Source organism: uncultured Methanobrevibacter sp. (genome assembly GCF_900316895.1).
Classification (GTDB): Archaea; Methanobacteriota; Methanobacteria; order Methanobacteriales; family Methanobacteriaceae; genus Methanocatella.
In genome coordinates, this window is the sequence record NZ_ONER01000033.1 from 1,216 (window position 1) to 17,340 (window position 16,125).

At 36.2% G+C, this 16,125-nt stretch carries 19 protein-coding genes and 1 rRNA gene (1 of these 20 only partly in view); 12 read left to right on the forward strand and 8 right to left on the reverse strand.

The window, feature by feature from the left end; all coding sequences use genetic code 11:
• Positions 1–85, reverse strand: a 16S ribosomal RNA gene (locus QZN27_RS05105) (its annotated part extends 1,215 nt beyond the left edge of the window); the annotation flags it as partial.
• A gap of 639 nt (positions 86–724) precedes the next feature.
• Here QZN27_RS05105 and mer point away from each other — a divergent pair.
• From mer to QZN27_RS05125, 4 genes are all read left to right on the forward strand, one after another.
• A complete protein-coding gene (mer, locus tag QZN27_RS05110) occupies positions 725–1,684 on the forward strand; it encodes a 5,10-methylenetetrahydromethanopterin reductase (protein ID WP_296784550.1) in 960 nt (319 codons plus the stop codon).
• Positions 1,685–1,823: 139 nt separating this feature from the next.
• The gene (locus QZN27_RS05115) at positions 1,824–2,906 is read left to right on the forward strand and encodes an archaeosine biosynthesis radical SAM protein RaSEA (protein WP_296784552.1); all 1,083 of its coding nucleotides are present in this window, start codon (positions 1,824–1,826) and stop codon (positions 2,904–2,906) included.
• A gap of 37 nt (positions 2,907–2,943) precedes the next feature.
• On the forward strand, positions 2,944–3,426 hold the full coding sequence (locus tag QZN27_RS05120) for a DUF308 domain-containing protein (RefSeq protein WP_296784555.1): 483 nt from the start codon (positions 2,944–2,946) through the stop codon (positions 3,424–3,426).
• Between the two features lie 23 nt (positions 3,427–3,449).
• Complete coding sequence (locus QZN27_RS05125) at positions 3,450–4,727, forward strand: adenylyltransferase/cytidyltransferase family protein (RefSeq protein ID WP_296784557.1); 1,278 nt, start codon at positions 3,450–3,452, stop codon at positions 4,725–4,727.
• Here QZN27_RS05125 and QZN27_RS05130 read toward each other — a convergent pair.
• From QZN27_RS05130 to QZN27_RS05155, 6 genes are read right to left on the reverse strand one after another with little or no spacing between them, the layout of a single operon-like run.
• On the reverse strand, positions 4,717–5,451 hold the full coding sequence (locus QZN27_RS05130; RefSeq protein ID WP_296784559.1) for an NAD(P)-dependent oxidoreductase: 735 nt from the start codon (positions 5,449–5,451) through the stop codon (positions 4,717–4,719). The two genes, QZN27_RS05125 and QZN27_RS05130, sit on opposite strands and share 11 nt — an antisense overlap.
• A gap of 14 nt (positions 5,452–5,465) precedes the next feature.
• The gene (locus tag QZN27_RS05135; protein ID WP_296784562.1) at positions 5,466–6,326 is read right to left on the reverse strand and encodes a DUF89 domain-containing protein; all 861 of its coding nucleotides are present in this window, start codon (positions 6,324–6,326) and stop codon (positions 5,466–5,468) included.
• Complete coding sequence (locus QZN27_RS05140; protein ID WP_295610752.1) at positions 6,327–6,530, reverse strand: MoaD/ThiS family protein; 204 nt, start codon at positions 6,528–6,530, stop codon at positions 6,327–6,329.
• Between the two features lie 4 nt (positions 6,531–6,534).
• Positions 6,535–7,452: a TIGR00269 family protein gene (locus tag QZN27_RS05145; RefSeq protein ID WP_295610754.1), complete on the reverse strand. Its 918-nt coding sequence runs from the start codon at positions 7,450–7,452 to the stop codon at positions 6,535–6,537.
• Between the two features lie 9 nt (positions 7,453–7,461).
• Positions 7,462–8,616, reverse strand: a complete 1,155-nt coding sequence (locus tag QZN27_RS05150) for a VWA domain-containing protein (protein WP_296784565.1) — start codon at positions 8,614–8,616, stop codon at positions 7,462–7,464.
• Between the two features lies 1 nt (position 8,617).
• Positions 8,618–9,472, reverse strand: a complete 855-nt coding sequence (locus tag QZN27_RS05155) for a MoxR family ATPase (RefSeq protein WP_295610758.1) — start codon at positions 9,470–9,472, stop codon at positions 8,618–8,620.
• Between the two features lie 129 nt (positions 9,473–9,601).
• On the opposite strand from QZN27_RS05155, the gene QZN27_RS05160 reads away from it, so the two are divergent.
• Positions 9,602–9,973, forward strand: coding sequence for a hypothetical protein (locus QZN27_RS05160; protein WP_295610760.1), 372 nt, complete (start codon positions 9,602–9,604; stop codon positions 9,971–9,973).
• A 2-nt stretch (positions 9,974–9,975) separates the two neighbouring features.
• On the opposite strand, the gene QZN27_RS05165 is transcribed toward QZN27_RS05160, so the two are convergent.
• Positions 9,976–11,580: a dihydropteroate synthase-like protein gene (locus tag QZN27_RS05165; RefSeq protein WP_295610762.1), complete on the reverse strand. Its 1,605-nt coding sequence runs from the start codon at positions 11,578–11,580 to the stop codon at positions 9,976–9,978.
• Positions 11,581–11,872: 292 nt separating this feature from the next.
• On the opposite strand from QZN27_RS05165, the gene QZN27_RS05170 reads away from it, so the two are divergent.
• The 7 genes from QZN27_RS05170 to QZN27_RS05200 form a co-directional block, all read left to right on the forward strand.
• Positions 11,873–12,394, forward strand: coding sequence for a pyruvate ferredoxin oxidoreductase subunit gamma (locus QZN27_RS05170; RefSeq protein WP_295610763.1), 522 nt, complete (start codon positions 11,873–11,875; stop codon positions 12,392–12,394).
• A 13-nt stretch (positions 12,395–12,407) separates the two neighbouring features.
• Entirely contained in the window at positions 12,408–12,650 is a 243-nt protein-coding gene (porD, locus tag QZN27_RS05175) for a pyruvate synthase subunit PorD (RefSeq protein ID WP_292752555.1), read from the forward strand.
• Positions 12,651–12,663: 13 nt separating this feature from the next.
• Positions 12,664–13,809 (forward strand): pyruvate synthase subunit PorA, encoded by a 1,146-nt coding sequence (porA, locus tag QZN27_RS05180; RefSeq protein ID WP_295610766.1) that lies wholly within the window; start codon positions 12,664–12,666, stop codon positions 13,807–13,809.
• 2 nt (positions 13,810–13,811) lie between these two features.
• On the forward strand, positions 13,812–14,678 hold the full coding sequence (gene porB, locus QZN27_RS05185; RefSeq protein WP_295610768.1) for a pyruvate synthase subunit PorB: 867 nt from the start codon (positions 13,812–13,814) through the stop codon (positions 14,676–14,678).
• A gap of 11 nt (positions 14,679–14,689) precedes the next feature.
• Positions 14,690–15,190, forward strand: a complete 501-nt coding sequence (locus QZN27_RS05190; protein ID WP_295610769.1) for a 4Fe-4S dicluster domain-containing protein — start codon at positions 14,690–14,692, stop codon at positions 15,188–15,190.
• Positions 15,191–15,197: 7 nt separating this feature from the next.
• Positions 15,198–15,440, forward strand: coding sequence for a 4Fe-4S binding protein (locus QZN27_RS05195; protein ID WP_295610771.1), 243 nt, complete (start codon positions 15,198–15,200; stop codon positions 15,438–15,440).
• A 71-nt stretch (positions 15,441–15,511) separates the two neighbouring features.
• On the forward strand, positions 15,512–16,125 hold a 614-nt coding region (locus QZN27_RS05200), incomplete at its 3' end, for a fumarate hydratase (protein WP_296784571.1).

A 16,125-nucleotide genomic window follows, 5' to 3' on the forward strand; every position in this document is an offset into this window, starting at 1 on the left:
CGTACGCCACGAGCCTAAACTCGTTCGACTTGCATGGCTTAATCGAATCCCAATAGCAGTAGCATCTGCCAGGATCAAACAGAATTGAACACATAACAGTACTATTTTTGAAGTACACTAAAAAAATATAGACGAGTGTAATACACTAATTAAATTTGATATAAAAGATTCTATAATCAAATTTCACCACATCTACAAAACTTACATCATACTTGAAGAAACTCAAGTACTCACAAAAAGCACATTCATGATATTAATAATTTAATTAATACGATAAACATGATAAATTATAGCTACATGCGGAAAAGCAGTCATCATAGTCAGAATTGTAAATACAATATGACTTAAACCAACGCCATAAAACACATAGCACATCTAATAGATAGACAAGTTTGAGTAACAAATTCAATTAAAAAACATTGCAAAATATAATATAATAACATAAAAACAAATATTAATTCTATTTATTGAAAAATATATGCTTAAAATTTTTAATTTTAGAAATAAATCTGCAAATTAAGATAAAGTAAAACAAATTTATTATGAAAAATCATAAGTAAAATACCAAACATACCAATATTACAAAAAATAAAATTTTTAATACTAGTTATTTTTTTATAACATATGGAAACACGAAACATGATTCATATTTAAAACTTTCTATCTAATTCAAATAAAAATTACTTTATATATTGCTAACTAAAATATTAATTGGTGATAAAATATGAAGTTCGGTATAGAATTCGTACCAAATCAACCTTTGGATGAAATTGTAAAATTAGTAAAATTAGCAGAAGACGTCGGTTTTGAATACGCATGGATCACAGACCACTACAACAATAAAAACGTATACGAAACCTTAGCATTACTTGCAGCTAACACTGAAACCATTAAAATGGGTCCTGGTGTAACCAACCCATACGTAAGAAGTCCTGCAATCTCTGCTTCTGCAATCGCAACCATTGACGAAATCTCAGAAGGAAGAGCAACCTTCGGTATTGGACCTGGTGACAAAGCTACTTTCGACGCTTTAGGAATCGAATGGACCAAACCTGTATCCACTATTAAAGCAGCAATCGCTGACATTAATACTTTATTAGCTGGAGACAAAACTGAAGGCGGAGCACAATTAGGCGGAGTAAAAGCTGTCCAAGAACACATCCCTATTTACATGGGTGCACAAGGACCTAAAATGTTAGAAACCGCTGGAGAAATCGCAGATGGTGTATTAATTAACGCATCCAACCCTAAAGATTACGACGCAGCTATGCCTATGATCAAAGCAGGTCTCGAAAAAGCTGGAGACAAAGAATTCGATGTTGGTGCATACACAGCAACCTCTATCGGACCAGACTCTGACGCAGCTAAAAACGCAGCTAAAATCGTAGTTGCATTTATTGCAGCAGGTTCCCCACCTCCAGTTATAGAAAGACACGGATTACCTGACGGATTCAACACCCAAATGGGTGACTTCTTAGCTAAAGGTGACTTCGGTGGAGCTATTGGTGCTGTAACCGATGAAGCACTCGACGCATTCTCCGTATGTGGTACTCCTGATGAGTTCATTCCAAAAATTGAAGGCTTAGCTGAAATGGGTGTAACTCAATACGTAGCAGGTTCCCCTGTTGGTAAAAACGTAGAAGAATCCATTAAATTATTAGGAGACGTAATTGCAAGTTTCTAAACTTGCTTACTCTTTCTTTTTTTTATTTTTTTAAACCTTTATACACAACTTATTAACATACTATTTTTTCAACAACAATTTTAATTATAAAAAAATCCTAATAATATAATATTATAATTATATTATTGCAGGTATTATAATGGAAATCGAAAATTTAACAAAAGACATTAGACAAAGAGCATTTGATCGAAAAGACCCGAAAACCCCCGAACAGGTGGGAGCCAGCTGGTATAATGATGATTTGACTTACGATGGCGTTGCCAAAACATTATTTATAATTCTACCCACACCAGGCTGTGCATGGGCACTCGGAGACAGCGGAGGATGCACAATGTGCAGTTATGTTTCAGACTGTACATTAGAACCAATCGATACTGAAACAATTCTAAGAATCTTTAATGAACACCTCCAAAGACATCCAATATCCGAAGAGGATAAAATTTCTGTAAAACTGTTTGCATCAGGAAGTTTCTTAAATCCATATGAGCTTCCAAAGGATGCGCGTGATGAAATATTAAGGACATTAATGGAATTGGGCAACGTTACAGAAATAATCGTTGAGTCCAGACCTGAATCTGTCAAAGAGGAAGTTTTGGATGAGATTTTTGAAATAATTGGAGACACATTATTCGAAGTGAGTATCGGTCTTGAAACATCCAATGATTATACCCGCCTTAAAAAAATCAACAAGGGATTTACACGCCAGGACTTTGAAGATGCAGTCCGATTGATGCAAAACTTAAAAGAAAATAAAGGATATAATCTGAAATCAAAAGCATATATCTTCGTTAAACCTATTCTAGTGTCTGAATCACAAGCAATCACAGAGGCCATAGAAACCGCAAGATACTGTGATTCAATTGGAGTAAACAGACTTTCATTTTGCCCTGCAACAATACATAGCGGAACAGTTATCGAGCGCTTTTGGAGAAAGGGAGCATATCAGCCGCCATGGATCTGGTCATGTATTGAAATAATAAATACCGTCAGAGATGAGCTTGACATACCTGCACTTATGGACACATCAGGTTTCGGTTCAAGACGTGGCCCGTACAATTGTAAAAAATGCAACAAAGATTTGAAACATATGATTATAGCCAACAATCTAACCCAAAGCAAAATAGAATATGAATGCGAATGCAAAAACGAATGGTTGGCTGAAGTCAACAATTCAGACATGAATAACTCTACCGTTGAGATAAAACATATTCCATTATATTGAAATATTAAAAAATATTAATTAGTATTAGGAGGAAAAAATGAAAACTAAATTTATTAGCATACTTGCCATAATTTTTGGATTGATAATTATCATATTTCCAGTAATGGGACTCATTAAAACAGGTGCATTAATCGGTTTGTCATTATTATTAATATCAATTTATCTGCTTGTTGTTGGAGTTGCAATAATTGACTATAATAAAAGTGGAGCAATATTGGATTTGATTTTGGGAGTCGTGTTGCTTATACTGAGTATCTGTTTAATATTCAATGTTTCCATAATCGGAGTTTTAGCACAGATAACATTTTATCTTGCAGGAATAACATTGATTGTTGTCGGACTTGTTTCCCTTGTAAATAATCGCCAGTCCAGATATGGATTTTATATTGGAATAGCAGGTATCGTACTAGGTTTACTGTATATTATTATTGGAACTTACGTTGCAGATCCGATTATTCTCGGAACATTAATCGGATTATGGTTAATTATTAGTGGTATTTTAAAATTAATGGATGGTTAAACTATCCTTAATTTCTTTTTTTGGTGTTTATCTTGATTGGAATTAGCGCAGATTTTGACCCCGTTCATAAAGGTCATGCAAAATTAATCAGCGAAGCTCGCAGACTTGCTGATAAGGAAGATAAAAAATTAGTTGTTTATTTAAATAAAGGTTTCAGTGCAAATCACGCTCCTTTTTTTGTGAATTTTGAAGCCCGCCGTGAAATGGCACTGGCTCTGGGAGCAGATGATGTAAAATCATTTGAAGGACTTCATCACAGATTAGTCCTGTCATACAGCGTTCCAATCAGACTAAAACAGATGATAGATGACGGAGTGACAGATTATATAACTTCCGCAAGCATTTCACTTGATGAAATCAGAAAAAAAGCACAGCCGTTCATTGATGAAGGAAACTTTGTGGGGATGCCGAAATCATACACAAACAGGAATGAAATCAGATGGTATGCCATAAATGAATTTCTCGGGTCCAAACTTGACTATCATGTCGTGAAGGAATTCAATAAGGACAAATATTCTGGCAGACTAATCAGACAGTCAATAATTGACAATGACATGATAATCACTGACGAGATTGCAGAATTGCTTCCGGAAACCACTGTTGAAATCCTGCAGCGCGAAATTAATGCCGGCAGAGTCCCTGGAGAGAGAAACTGGAGTGACATTTACAAAAGAATGAATACGTACTCCCGGGGAAACCTTGAAAAAATAGCTTATCTCAATGGAAATACAATTAATGAAATAATCAAAAGAAGGGTTTACAGAGACCCCGAATCAATTTGGGCCGTCTTTAGAAGATCAGATTACGGACCGGTAATGACAAGACTTGCCATCAGTGCAATTGAAATGGAAGTCACCAAAAAAGAGGTCATGGATTTGATGAAAAGCTACGAATCTCAGGGTGTCATACCTGATAATCAGAAGGTCCAAAGGGTTATTGACAGGGCATGGTATGTTGCAAGCGAAGGTGAAAAGGGCGTGAGTGCCCGCCAGGCAAATGAAAAATTCAGAAGCCAAAACATCAATGTAGATGCGCCTTTGAGATTGGAGGCCGGCCTTAATTTAACCAAATTCGAAACAAAGATTACAAAAGAGGGAATAGCTACCGATTTATATGTCGATAAAAACGGCAAAATTTCTGTTCAGTTTAAAAGTGAAGGCAAAAAGATCAAAACAAACCTAAGGCTTCCGGCGGTTGAAGTCACTTACTTAAGATATATTATGGATTCTCATTTTATTCCAGTTACCGGCAGCATAAAAAAAGCTAAAAAGGGTTTTAAGGTTGAAGTGGTTATCGGTTGAGTTTTTCAAGTGCCGCCCTGACCATTATCAAATTGCAATCTCTGAAGCAGTTAATTATTTCTTCCAGTTCCTCACATTTTCTTTGGGAATTTGCCAGTGTATTGTCAATTCTTGAAAGGGATTTTTGAGTGAAATCTTCCCCTTCTGTTAATGTCAGTATGTCAAAGAATTCCTCTTCCAGACCATGTTTTTGGGCGATTTCACTTGATTCAATCAAAAGTGCTGAAAGGGTTTTTGTATAGCTGCTTCTAAGCATCTTTAAAGTGGCCACATCGCCGACGTTACTGCTTATTTTTTTTGTTTTGATGAAATCATTTAAAAATAGTAAATCGTCAGCATTTTCACCGGAAATGTATAAGATAGGATTGTCTGAATCTATTTTGCCGATGATTGCCCCATCTACCAGATTATCAATGTGAGAGCTTATTTCATTAGTGGTATCCGGAGAAATATTATTCAAATCCAAATAAATTCCCCTGCAATACTTGCCGTATTTTCTGGCAACGTCCAAAGCTGACTTAGGGGATGTTGCCGAAATCAGAATATCAGATGCGGCTGCAACTTCCTTTATGGATTCAAAAACCTCAATGCCGGACTCATTAATGCTTTCAATAGTCTTATCCGACCTCTGCTCGGGTGAAGTGATGCATACAATATCTTCAGAATCCAATAAATTGAAAAGGGTTTTGGAAACCTTTCCAAAACCAATAAAACCTATTATCATAAAATCACAGTGAATTATTTTTTGAAAAGAAGCATGTCATGTAAATTAACACCGATATCCCATGAAATTGTATTGCATTTTGCACACAACATAAAGTAGATATCCTTATCTGATAAATCAATTTCTGTTAGCCCCTCATAATTGCCCATACCTTTTGAGATTATGAATTCATGACTGTTGAATATCTCCCTAAATTCATCTGAGATTTCGCTGTCCACATAACCCACAGTTCCGGCACCGATTTCAACAATTTCTCCGAATTCATCCAAACTGGCATCCAATGCTTCCTTCATGCATGCGTCATTTAATATTGGCTCTGATTTAACCGCAATTGTAATTTCCAAACCATATTCTTTTATTTTTCCAAGCAATAGCTTATCAAATACTATCTCGCCGGTGTTGTCCACCAGATACAGTACCTTATCCTGGGTTTTAAGGGAATTTTCAAATTCATCGATGTCCTTGACAGCCAAATCCTTTTTGAGGGAATCCTTTATTACGCTTTCAATATCATCATCCAAAGTAAATGCTCCGAAATCAAGAATATTGCCTATAATAGCTATTTTCACATAATTTTCTAAGCTGTCATCCTCATCCAATATCTTTTTAACATCATCCAAATATTTCAGGGCCAGCCTGTTGCTTTCTATTTTTTCCGCATAATATGGATCTGTACAGCCTGTCTTTTGCTTGATTAATGTATGCATTGCAGAACCGGTACTGTTCGAATTGGTGCCCTGGGTAAAATTTTCAGAAAGAAATTTGAAAATATCTCCTATGACTTCCATTTTAAGCGCTTCATCATCTGTTGATAAATCCAGTGCTTCCCTGGCCTGTCTTAAAAAACATGGTCCGCATTCATAACTTATTTTCACTTAACCACCATAAATAATTTGAACTAATTGTATCTCATCACCGTCTTCAATTACCGTATCTTCAATGACAAGTTCGCCGTTTTGCTTGGATACGATTGTTTGAGCGGACAGTTCCAAATCATCAAGTAAATCTTTAATGGAGTAATTTTCATCAGGAATTTCTCTTTCTTCATTTATCTGTTTGTATTTCAAAGTAAATTTCATGTTATCACAATCCTAATTCTTCCAAAAATGAACATGCCTTACATAATTCATTTGAGGCAGGTTCGCCGCATCTTCTGCATCTTCCATGTGAATAATCCTTTTTAAGTTCATTTTTCAGTATGTTTTTTATTTTATCATATCCTCTTAATGTTGAATATTTGATTGTAGGGTGTTTTTCGGCAAGCTGGTTGATGGCTTCCGAAACCTCTCCCCTGAATGACTGCATTGCATACGGACAGCTGTCAAAGTGAACTTCCAATTCCTTTGCAACGACGTAAAGTCCAATTTCACGTTCGGGAATTTCCCTTAATGGCTTGATTTTGGTTGTGAACTCTTCTGCCTTGGATTCTGATTTCGGACCCAATTTGGTCAAGTTGTCAGTGTTTCCCTCAAGATAGTTCATCATGATTCCCTGCACTTCATCATCAAGATTGTGTCCTGTTGCAATTTTGGTGGCTTTCATTTCACGTGCCGCTTTGTTGATGATTGTTCTTCGAAACACACCGCAGTATGTGCAGGAGCCTTTATGATTTTCCCTTTGCATGATTTCATCTAAAGTAATTCCGTATTCCTCCTTGAGTGAAACCACCCTATGCTCGATACCCAATCTTTCGGCATGGCGAATAGCTATATCAACTCCGTCCTGCCTGTAGTTGGCTATTCCCTCGTCTACAGTTACTGCGCATATGTCTATAATGTTGCGTTGCCTGAAACTGTCCAATATTTCCAATGTGGTTACGCTGTCCTTTCCGCCTGAAAGCGCAACCAGAACCTTATCGCCTTTGTCAAGTAACTTTTCCTTTTTGATTGTTCTGATGGCTTTCTTTTCTATTGATTCTATAAAACAGTCCTTGCACAATATCTGGCCGGATTGCTCTCTTTTATAAATTACTTTAGGATTACCACATTTACTGCATTGCATATTTACTACCTACATCTGTTCTACAAATTGCGCTAATTGATTAAGGGTATTAACTTCAAATACCTGTGCTCCAGCCTCCCTATATAACGAAACACAGCTGTCCACAACATCCCATTTGTTCCTGTCTTCAGGATTCAATATGATTACCTTTTTAGCGTCCCTCACCATTTCTTCAACTACTTCCACGCTGGCAGGGACTCCTTTTACCTTAGGTCCTGCCCAGTCTCTGCAGTCAGACAGAATAATTACGTATGACTTGTTGTTTATATGGGCCATGTTCTGGAACTTTGTAAATGCGGAATACATGTCTGAAGTTCCGTGAACCATCATATTCTTTATCCGCATGTCCTTGACTTTAATGAATGAATCTATGAGATATTCCTCTTTTAGGGCCTGTGTGGTTTCAATTACCTTATTGTCAAATTCGAAAGTTCTTGATTTTTTAAATGCTGTCTGGGCTGAAAACATTAACATGAAAAACCAGCTGCTGATCCATTCGCATGACCCGCTTATGTCATTCAGAAACAGGTGTTCGTTCTTGTGCGGCCTTGGCTTTGCCCGGACAAGCTCCAGAGGGACTCCTCCGTATTTCATGTTTGCACGGATGGTTCTTCTCATGTCTATCTTATTTGAGCTTGATTTGACTTTTCTTCTGGAACGTTTATTGGCTATTCTTTTTCCAAGTCTCTGACATATTTCAAGCATTCTCGGATCAAACCTGTTCAATTTGGTCAAATCCTTGTTCATCAATTCGCCATCCCTTTCAAGCTTCTTGACTTCCTCCAAAAGGGGCTGACCTGACAACATTTTTAACTTTTCGTTGTTGATTTTTTCTTTTCTGACCTTTTGATAGGCATTGTTCTGTTTTTTAATAATATACTTATTGGATTTTGGACCTTTTCCCCTGTAAGCAGTTCCCTTATTTAGTTCTTGAGCTTTTTTAGGTTCCATTTCAATTTTGAATATCTTTTCAAAAACTTTATTGAATTTAGGAATGTCATACTTGTCCTTTACATAAACTGCCATTAATGCAGTTTTTAAAAGCTGCCTGTCTGCTTCGCCCAATTCCATATGAATTTTAACAGCCGCCTGAGTGCTTCGTATGCTTACCGGCAGACCTTCCTGCCTTAGCTGGGCTGATAAATTTGCAATTTTATTTATCATATTATCTTTTGCTTAAAACATCCTTGACGACTCTTTTTTTATCACTTTCATTTTTGATGGCAACACCAATACTGTTTTCAAGTGATTCATCCATGTTTTTGGTTCCGAGATTAGTGACTGAACGAACCCAGTCTATGGTTCCCCTTACGGAAGGCTTTTTCATGAGATTGAGATTACGTATATCATGAACCAGCTTGACAACAGTTGAAACGACTTCCTCATCGGCTTCAGGTATCCTTGATTTGACAATTTCAATTTCCCTTTCAACTGACGGGTATGGAATATATAAAAACAAGCATCTGTCCTTGGTTTCATCAAGCAATGACCTTTGTGAGTTTGAAGTTAAAATAACAATCAAATCGTTCTGAAGTTGGAATGTCCCCAAATCGTTGATGGTGATTTCCTTCTCTCCCAATGCCTGAAGCAGGAAACTTTCAACCTCTTCGTCAGCCTTATCAATTTCATCTATTAAAAGTACAGAATTGTTTTCATTTAAAAATGCATTAAGCAAAGGCCTTCTTATGAAAAATTCTTCGGCAAAAATTTTGCTTTCATTGTTTGAATCGTTTTTTGCAGCTTCAAGATGCAGCAACTGCTTTTGATAATTCCATTCGCCGACAATCTGTTCAAATGTTATTCCTTCATAACACTGTATCCTGAAGAAGTCTCTTTCGAATGATTTGGCAATTACCTTTGCAAGTTCTGTTTTTCCAACACCTGGAGGCCCTTCAATAAGCATTGGCCTTCCCAGAAACAGTGACAGATATACAGTTGTTGATATCTCATTATTTGAAACATATTCTGCATTTAAAAGTAATTTGTCAATGTCCTTAATAGTAATATTTTCAGTTTGCAAGTTTTTAACCTTCCATATAATCCATTATTAAAATAAATATATCGTGAAATAATATAAGTTTTATGTAGTATAATTAAATATATATTAACTATTAATTAAAATATACTATATTGAAGGAGGAAAAAATTCATGGATAGAGACAATGCGATAATTATAATATTACTAATCATTATTGTTCTTTCTATTGGAGCATACATTGTTGTAACTGGTGTTGGACTTTCATTCAATAAAAGTAATGATGTGACAAACGTTACACCTTCAAACCATACAACCATAAATTCAACTAACAGTTCAGTTCGCGATACTGGAGCAGTCGCACCTGGAACAGACACAAGCAGCAGCGACGGCAGCGGTGTTAGTGATAGTGGCAATGGTGGAGCCAGTGACCAAAGTACGCAATCCACAAGTCAGGACACAGCTTCTGATAGTAATGTTGAATCAGGATCAGACTCTCAAGCCGGACAGGATGAAAGCGCTGTTGACAGCGGAGATTTTGATTAGAACTAATTTTTAAATTCATCAGGATTTTTGAACAATTCAAAATCCTGAACATATTCTTTTCCGGTAATCATGGCAATTTCTGCCTTTTGAAGTTCAGAACCCAAATAGGCAGCATGTTCCATTCTGGATACCAAATCTTTTATTATTATTTCTTCGTATACTTCTTTTGCAGACTGACCTACTATAACCAGATCCGCTTTGTTTTTCTTGAAATGAGTGGCTATAATTCTGCTGTCCTTTACAGTGGTTCCATAATCAACGTTGATTCTGAAACTTCCGGCCTTATCCCTGATAAACTTCAACGGTTTTTCACGTCTGGTTTCAGGAACGCCGTCCAATTCATTTTCAATGATGTCGTTTCTTTTATGCTTATCCTTAAAGGCAACAAGATTGATTCCCAAATCCTTCGGAATTGATTTTCTATGCTTTGCCAAAAACATCATCTTGGATGCGGTGGACAACTCATAAACACTGCCCCTTGTTTTACCGCTCTCTTCAGGAGTAAATAATATACTTACACCAAGTTCCATACCGATTCCCGCCAGAAGAACATTTACTCCCCCTGAATCGGCATCCATAAGCTCGGTGACATTACCTACACCAAAAAACATCGGCGCAGGGTTTTGCTTGTGGAATTCATGGCATGCGATGATTGACTCGACAATACTGGAACTGTTTACAGGGTCCAAAATCAAATCCGCAACATATTTCAATCCTTCCGTATCCTTTATCAGCTGATGCATTGATTCAACTCTTTCGGCCGGAGATTTAGGTGATTTGCCTTGGGAAAAATTGGTTGGAAGCAAAACCGCAGGAATGTTCTTTTCAATCAGAATGTCCTTAACTTCGGAATTGTTACCCAAGTCCAGACTTAAAACAAAATCAATTCCGCATTCGGCAGCAACTTCAATTTCTTTGGCGTTCAATGTATCTATGCTCAATGGCCTGTCGCCAACAATCGGCCTTAATGTTTCAATCAGTTCAGGAATCTTGTCCGAGAAGTCCTCACCTGCCGCCATACCTATATCAATCATGTCGGCACCGGAATCAACGAAATACTGGCATTTGTTAATCAATGCCTCCTTTGACAGGAAAGGGGCATTTGCAATTTCCGAAAGGACCCTCATTGGGAAATCTTCACCTACAGGGAGATTTCTAATTAAAATATTATTTGGCTTTTCAAGAAGTTTTTCTATATTTTCCTTATCGTTTTCAAATTCTTCTATGAATTTGAATGCTTCTTTACGTTTTTCTTCCTCAATTAATTTATCTGCAGGCTTATCTTCTGATAGATCAATATTTCCAACCAAATTAAGAACCATTGCAAGGTCTGCACCATCTGTAGACCCCTTAAAAGTTGGAATTCCCAGTTCTTTTGTAATTTCTTTGGTGCCCTTTTTGATTAAGCCAGGAACCAGAATCATGTCAATTTCATCAAGTTGATTAGAAAAACAATTTTTGATTTCCTTAATAATTTGTCTAGGTGTTAAGAATGCAGCCACCTGAGTATTGTCGGCAATGTGAACAATAACATCATCTTTTACATCTGCAACCACTTCTTTTATTAAAGGATAAGCCAATTCCCCTGTAATTATTAGAACTTTCATAAAACTTCCCAACCAAATTTTTTACAATATTATTATATTAATGTCAATATTATTTAATCTTTTGAAAAATATTATTTGCTTAAAAATTGTTATTTTATTAAAAAAGTGATGTAAAAACTGTATAAAAAAATAAATAAAATGTTGAAAGAGTTATTAGAAAAATAAAGAAAAAATAAAAGATTAAAACAAAAAACTTTAAACAAAATAATTCAAAAATAAAAATTTAACATAAAATTTATATATTTTGTAATTTATAATGATTATACATGATAAATATATGGAGGAAAAATTAATGATCGAAATTCGTTTTCATGGAAGAGGCGGACAAGGTGCTGTAACAGCTGCTGAAATCTTAGCAAAAGCAGCATTCAAAGACGGCAATTATTCCCAGGCTTTTCCATTTTTTGGAGTTGAACGTAGAGGAGCTCCGGTTATGGCTTTCACAAGAATTGATGATAAGCCAATTGACTTAAGATATCAAGTATATAATCCAGACTACGTATTAGTGTTAGATGACGGATTATTGAATGTAGTAGATGTATTTTCAGGAATCAAAGACAATACTGAAGTAACAATCAACACCACTGACTTTGAAGGCAGTGGAGAACATGAAGTCTACAGTATTGACGCTACTGGAATTGCATTAGACATGTTAGGCAGAAACATTGTAAATACTATTATTTTAGGATATTTCGCTAAGAAAACCCAAGCGGTAAGTATTGATTCACTTTTAGAAGTGATTAAGGAAACATTCCCTGGCAAAATCGGAGAGCTAAATGTAGAAGCTACTAAAAAAGCTTATGATATGGGATAAGAGGGTGAATATTATGGTAAGTATAGGATGTGTAATTAAAACCCCAGGTAATAGTAGAAATAACAAAACTGGAAGTTGGAGAACATTTAAACCTATTTTAGATAAAGAAAAATGTATTGATTGCGACAATTGCATAATATTTTGTCCAGATTCCAGCGTAAACAAACAACACGATATAGATTACGATTACTGTAAAGGATGCGGAATTTGTGCAAACGAATGTCCTTCCGATGCAATCGAAATGGTAAAAGAATAAAGAGAGTGATTAAATGGTAAAAGAAGTAATGACCTCAAATAAAGCAGTTGCAGAAGCTGTAAGATTAGCTAAACCACAAGTTATTCCTGTTTATCCAATTACTCCACAAACTACAATTTCTGAATACTTAGCACAATACGTTGCTGATGAAAAAATTGATGCTAAATATGTTAAAGTAGAATCTGAACACAGTGCTATCAGTGCTGCTGTTGGAGCTAGTGGTGCTGGAGTAAGAGTATTTACAGCAACATCTTCACAAGGATTAATGTTAATGCATGAAATTTTATATGCTGCAGCAGGTATGAGGGTGCCTATTGTTTTAGCAGACGCCAACAGAGCAATTTCTGCACCATTAAACATTTGGAACGATCAACAAGATTCAATTGCACAAAGAGATGCAGGATGGTTGCAAATTTATGTTGAAAATGCACAGGAAGCATTAGATACAACTTTAATGGCATATAAAGTTTCTGAAAATCCAGACATTTTACTTCCATCAATGGTATGTTTGGACGGATTTATTTTAACCCACACAGTAGAACCTGTTGAAATTCCAGATCAAGAAAGTGTAGACAAGTTTTTACCTCCATATGTACCAGAACATGCATTTCTTGATCCAAACGAACCAATGTCAATCGGTAACTTCGCAGATCCGAATTACTACACAGAAGCAAGACATGACATGGATGTTGCAATGACAAAATCCATGGAAGTAATCCAAAAAACATGCGATGAATTTGCAGAAATCTTTGGAAGAAAATATGGTCTTGTTGAACCGTACAAAACCGAAGATGCCGACATAATATTTGTTGCAATGGGTTCACTATGCAGTACACTCAGAGTAATGGTAGACCAATTAAGAGAAAAAGGTGAAAAAGTAGGTTTACTTAAAATCAGAGCTTACAGACCATTCCCTACCGAAGCCATTAACGAAGCTGTTAAAAACTGTGAAAAAATAGCTGTTATTGATAAAAACTTCTCATTTGGAATTGGTGGAGCACTTTATGCTGATATGAAAGTAAAAATTGATAAAGAAATTTACGGATTTATTGCAGGTTTAGGTGGAAGAGACATTACACCTGAAGCAATCCTGGAAGCATACGAAAAAACCAAAGCGCCAGAAAACGACGTCACCTGGATTGGACTTAAGGAGGAATAGATATGGATATACCTGATAAAGATTTATTAGCACCGGGACACAGAGGCTGTGCCGGATGTGGAGCATCAATTGCTGTTAAATTAGCTCTTAATGCTTTAGGCAAAAACACTGTAGCTATTTCTGCTACCGGTTGTCTTGAAGTAATGACTACACCATACCCGGAAACTTCATGGGAAGTTCCATTCATACATGTAGCATTTGAAAACTCAGGTGCTGTAGCATCCGGTGTGGAAAGTGCATTAAGAATTCAAGGAAAGGATGATGTTAATGTTGTTGCTTTCGGTGGTGACGGAGGAACTGTAGATATCGGTTTACAATCATTATCTGGAGCTATGGAAAGAGGACACAACATGCTCTACATTTGTTACGACAATGAAGCATACATGAACACAGGTATTCAAAGAAGTGGAGCTACTCCATATGGTGCAAGTACCACAACTTCACCTAAAGGAACCGCAAGTTTCGGAGAAGACAAACCTAAGAAAAACATGCCTATGATTATGGCAGCTCACGGAATTCCATATGTGGCTACCGCATCAATTGCATATCCTGAAGACTATGTCAAAAAAGTGAAAAAAGCTGCAGAAACCAAAGGACCTGCATACATTCACTTGCAACAACCATGTACAACTGGTTGGGGATTCCCTTCAGAAAAAACAATTGAAATGGGTAGATTAGCTGTTGAAACCGGTTCATGGATTTTGTATGAAATCGACCACGGTAACTTCGAAATTACTTTCAGGCCTGAAGAAAGAAGACCTGTAAAAGATTATCTGTCAACACAAAAAAGATTCAAACACTTAGATGAAGAACACATTGAAAAAATCCAAAAATATGTCGATGCAGAGTGTAAAGAATTAGGATTATAAGGAGGAAAACAATGGAAAGTATTGTTGTAAATAGCAGTTTATGTGATGGATGCCTCAACTGTGAAAGCATGTGTGCATCAGTCCATAATGCTAATAGAATAAAAATAATAGAACATGACTCTTCCTTTTATTCCATTGTATGTCAACATTGTGAAAGTGCACCATGTATAAAAATCTGTCCGACAGAAGCGATTACCGATGAAGGTGTCGATACCGAGAAATGTATCGGCTGCGGATTATGTGTAATGGTTTGTCCGTTTGGTGCAATGACTTTCCAATCAAAAGTCGCTGAAAAATGTGACCTCTGTGCTGATAGAGAAGAAGGACCTGCATGTATAAAAGCATGTACCAAAAGAGCTATTACTGTTGCTGATCCTGAAAAAATCAGAGCCAAAAACCAAGAAAAATTCTTGGCTAAAATGGCAGGATTATATGAACCTGACAGTAAAAAAGGCGGAATTGTCCATGTTTTAACAAGTCAAGCAAGAGCAAGACTTGTTTTAGACGAATAAAAAAATTATGTTTAATACAGGAAATTGTACAAATTGTACAACCTGCGGAAGTTGTCAACAAACACCAAATGTTGACACTCCAACTTTATTTTGTATGAACTGCCAACCATCAGATGCGCCATGTATGAAAGTCTGCAAGAATAATGCATTCAAGATACTTGGAGGGGCAATTACCCTCGATTATTCAAAATGCGATAAATGTCTTGACTGCATTGATGTCTGCCCTATCGGAATTATTGAAATTCACTGACTATTTTTAAAAATATTTATTATATTTCAAAATCATAATAATAATTAATTAAATTTGAAAAGGTTATTATTTTGATTACTAAAGAAACTATTAGAGATACTGTTTATGAGCTTTACAAGCAGGCCGTCATTGTTCTTGGTGATGATGTAAAAAAATCACTTGAAGACGCTCTTAAAATAGAAGAACATGAGCTGGCAATCTTAAATATTGAAGCTATATTAAAAAATATTGAACTTGCTGAAGAAAAAGGCATTCCAATGTGCCAAGATACAGGTTTGCCAGTCATTTTTGTAAAATTGGGCAATGTTGAAGTTGAAAATTTAAGAGAAGGCATTGAAGAGGGAATTGAAAAGGCCACAAAAGAAATTCCAATCAGACCGAACATTGTTGATCCACTAACCCGTGAAAATACAAACATCAATATCGGAGAATACATCCCTCCAATTGACATAGAACTGATTGACGTAGATTATCTTGAAATAACCATCCTGCCTAAAGGATTTGGTTCCGAGAACAATAACGCCATGAAAATGGCCTTACCCGCTGAAGGAATTGAAGGAATTAAGGAATTTGTTGTCGAATCCGTTCTAAAAGCAAAAGGAAAACCATGCCCTCCGACTGTAATCGGCGTTGGAATCGGCGGAACATCAGACTTATGTTTAAAACTGGGTAAAAAAGCTTTGCT

What these genes read in the sequence shown, in the direction of transcription:
- mer (WP_296784550.1), top strand. Translation starts at nt 725, where the DNA reads ATGAAGTTCGGTATAGAATTCGTACCAAATCAACCTTTGGATGAAATT.
- QZN27_RS05140 (WP_295610752.1), bottom strand. Translation starts at nt 6,530, where the DNA reads ATGAAATTTACTTTGAAATACAAACAGATAAATGAAGAAAGAGAAATT.
- QZN27_RS05190 (WP_295610769.1), top strand. Translation starts at nt 14,690, where the DNA reads ATGGAAAGTATTGTTGTAAATAGCAGTTTATGTGATGGATGCCTCAAC.
- QZN27_RS05145 (WP_295610754.1), bottom strand. Translation starts at nt 7,452, where the DNA reads ATGCAATGCAGTAAATGTGGTAATCCTAAAGTAATTTATAAAAGAGAG.
- QZN27_RS05120 (WP_296784555.1), top strand. Translation starts at nt 2,944, where the DNA reads ATGAAAACTAAATTTATTAGCATACTTGCCATAATTTTTGGATTGATA.
- QZN27_RS05165 (WP_295610762.1), bottom strand. Translation starts at nt 11,580, where the DNA reads ATGAAAGTTCTAATAATTACAGGGGAATTGGCTTATCCTTTAATAAAA.
- QZN27_RS05115 (WP_296784552.1), top strand. Translation starts at nt 1,824, where the DNA reads ATGGAAATCGAAAATTTAACAAAAGACATTAGACAAAGAGCATTTGAT.
- QZN27_RS05150 (WP_296784565.1), bottom strand. Translation starts at nt 8,616, where the DNA reads ATGATAAATAAAATTGCAAATTTATCAGCCCAGCTAAGGCAGGAAGGT.
- QZN27_RS05160 (WP_295610760.1), top strand. Translation starts at nt 9,602, where the DNA reads ATGGATAGAGACAATGCGATAATTATAATATTACTAATCATTATTGTT.
- porD (WP_292752555.1), top strand. Translation starts at nt 12,408, where the DNA reads ATGGTAAGTATAGGATGTGTAATTAAAACCCCAGGTAATAGTAGAAAT.
- QZN27_RS05170 (WP_295610763.1), top strand. Translation starts at nt 11,873, where the DNA reads ATGATCGAAATTCGTTTTCATGGAAGAGGCGGACAAGGTGCTGTAACA.
- QZN27_RS05195 (WP_295610771.1), top strand. Translation starts at nt 15,198, where the DNA reads ATGTTTAATACAGGAAATTGTACAAATTGTACAACCTGCGGAAGTTGT.
- QZN27_RS05130 (WP_296784559.1), bottom strand. Translation starts at nt 5,451, where the DNA reads ATGATAATAGGTTTTATTGGTTTTGGAAAGGTTTCCAAAACCCTTTTC.
- porA (WP_295610766.1), top strand. Translation starts at nt 12,664, where the DNA reads ATGGTAAAAGAAGTAATGACCTCAAATAAAGCAGTTGCAGAAGCTGTA.
- porB (WP_295610768.1), top strand. Translation starts at nt 13,812, where the DNA reads ATGGATATACCTGATAAAGATTTATTAGCACCGGGACACAGAGGCTGT.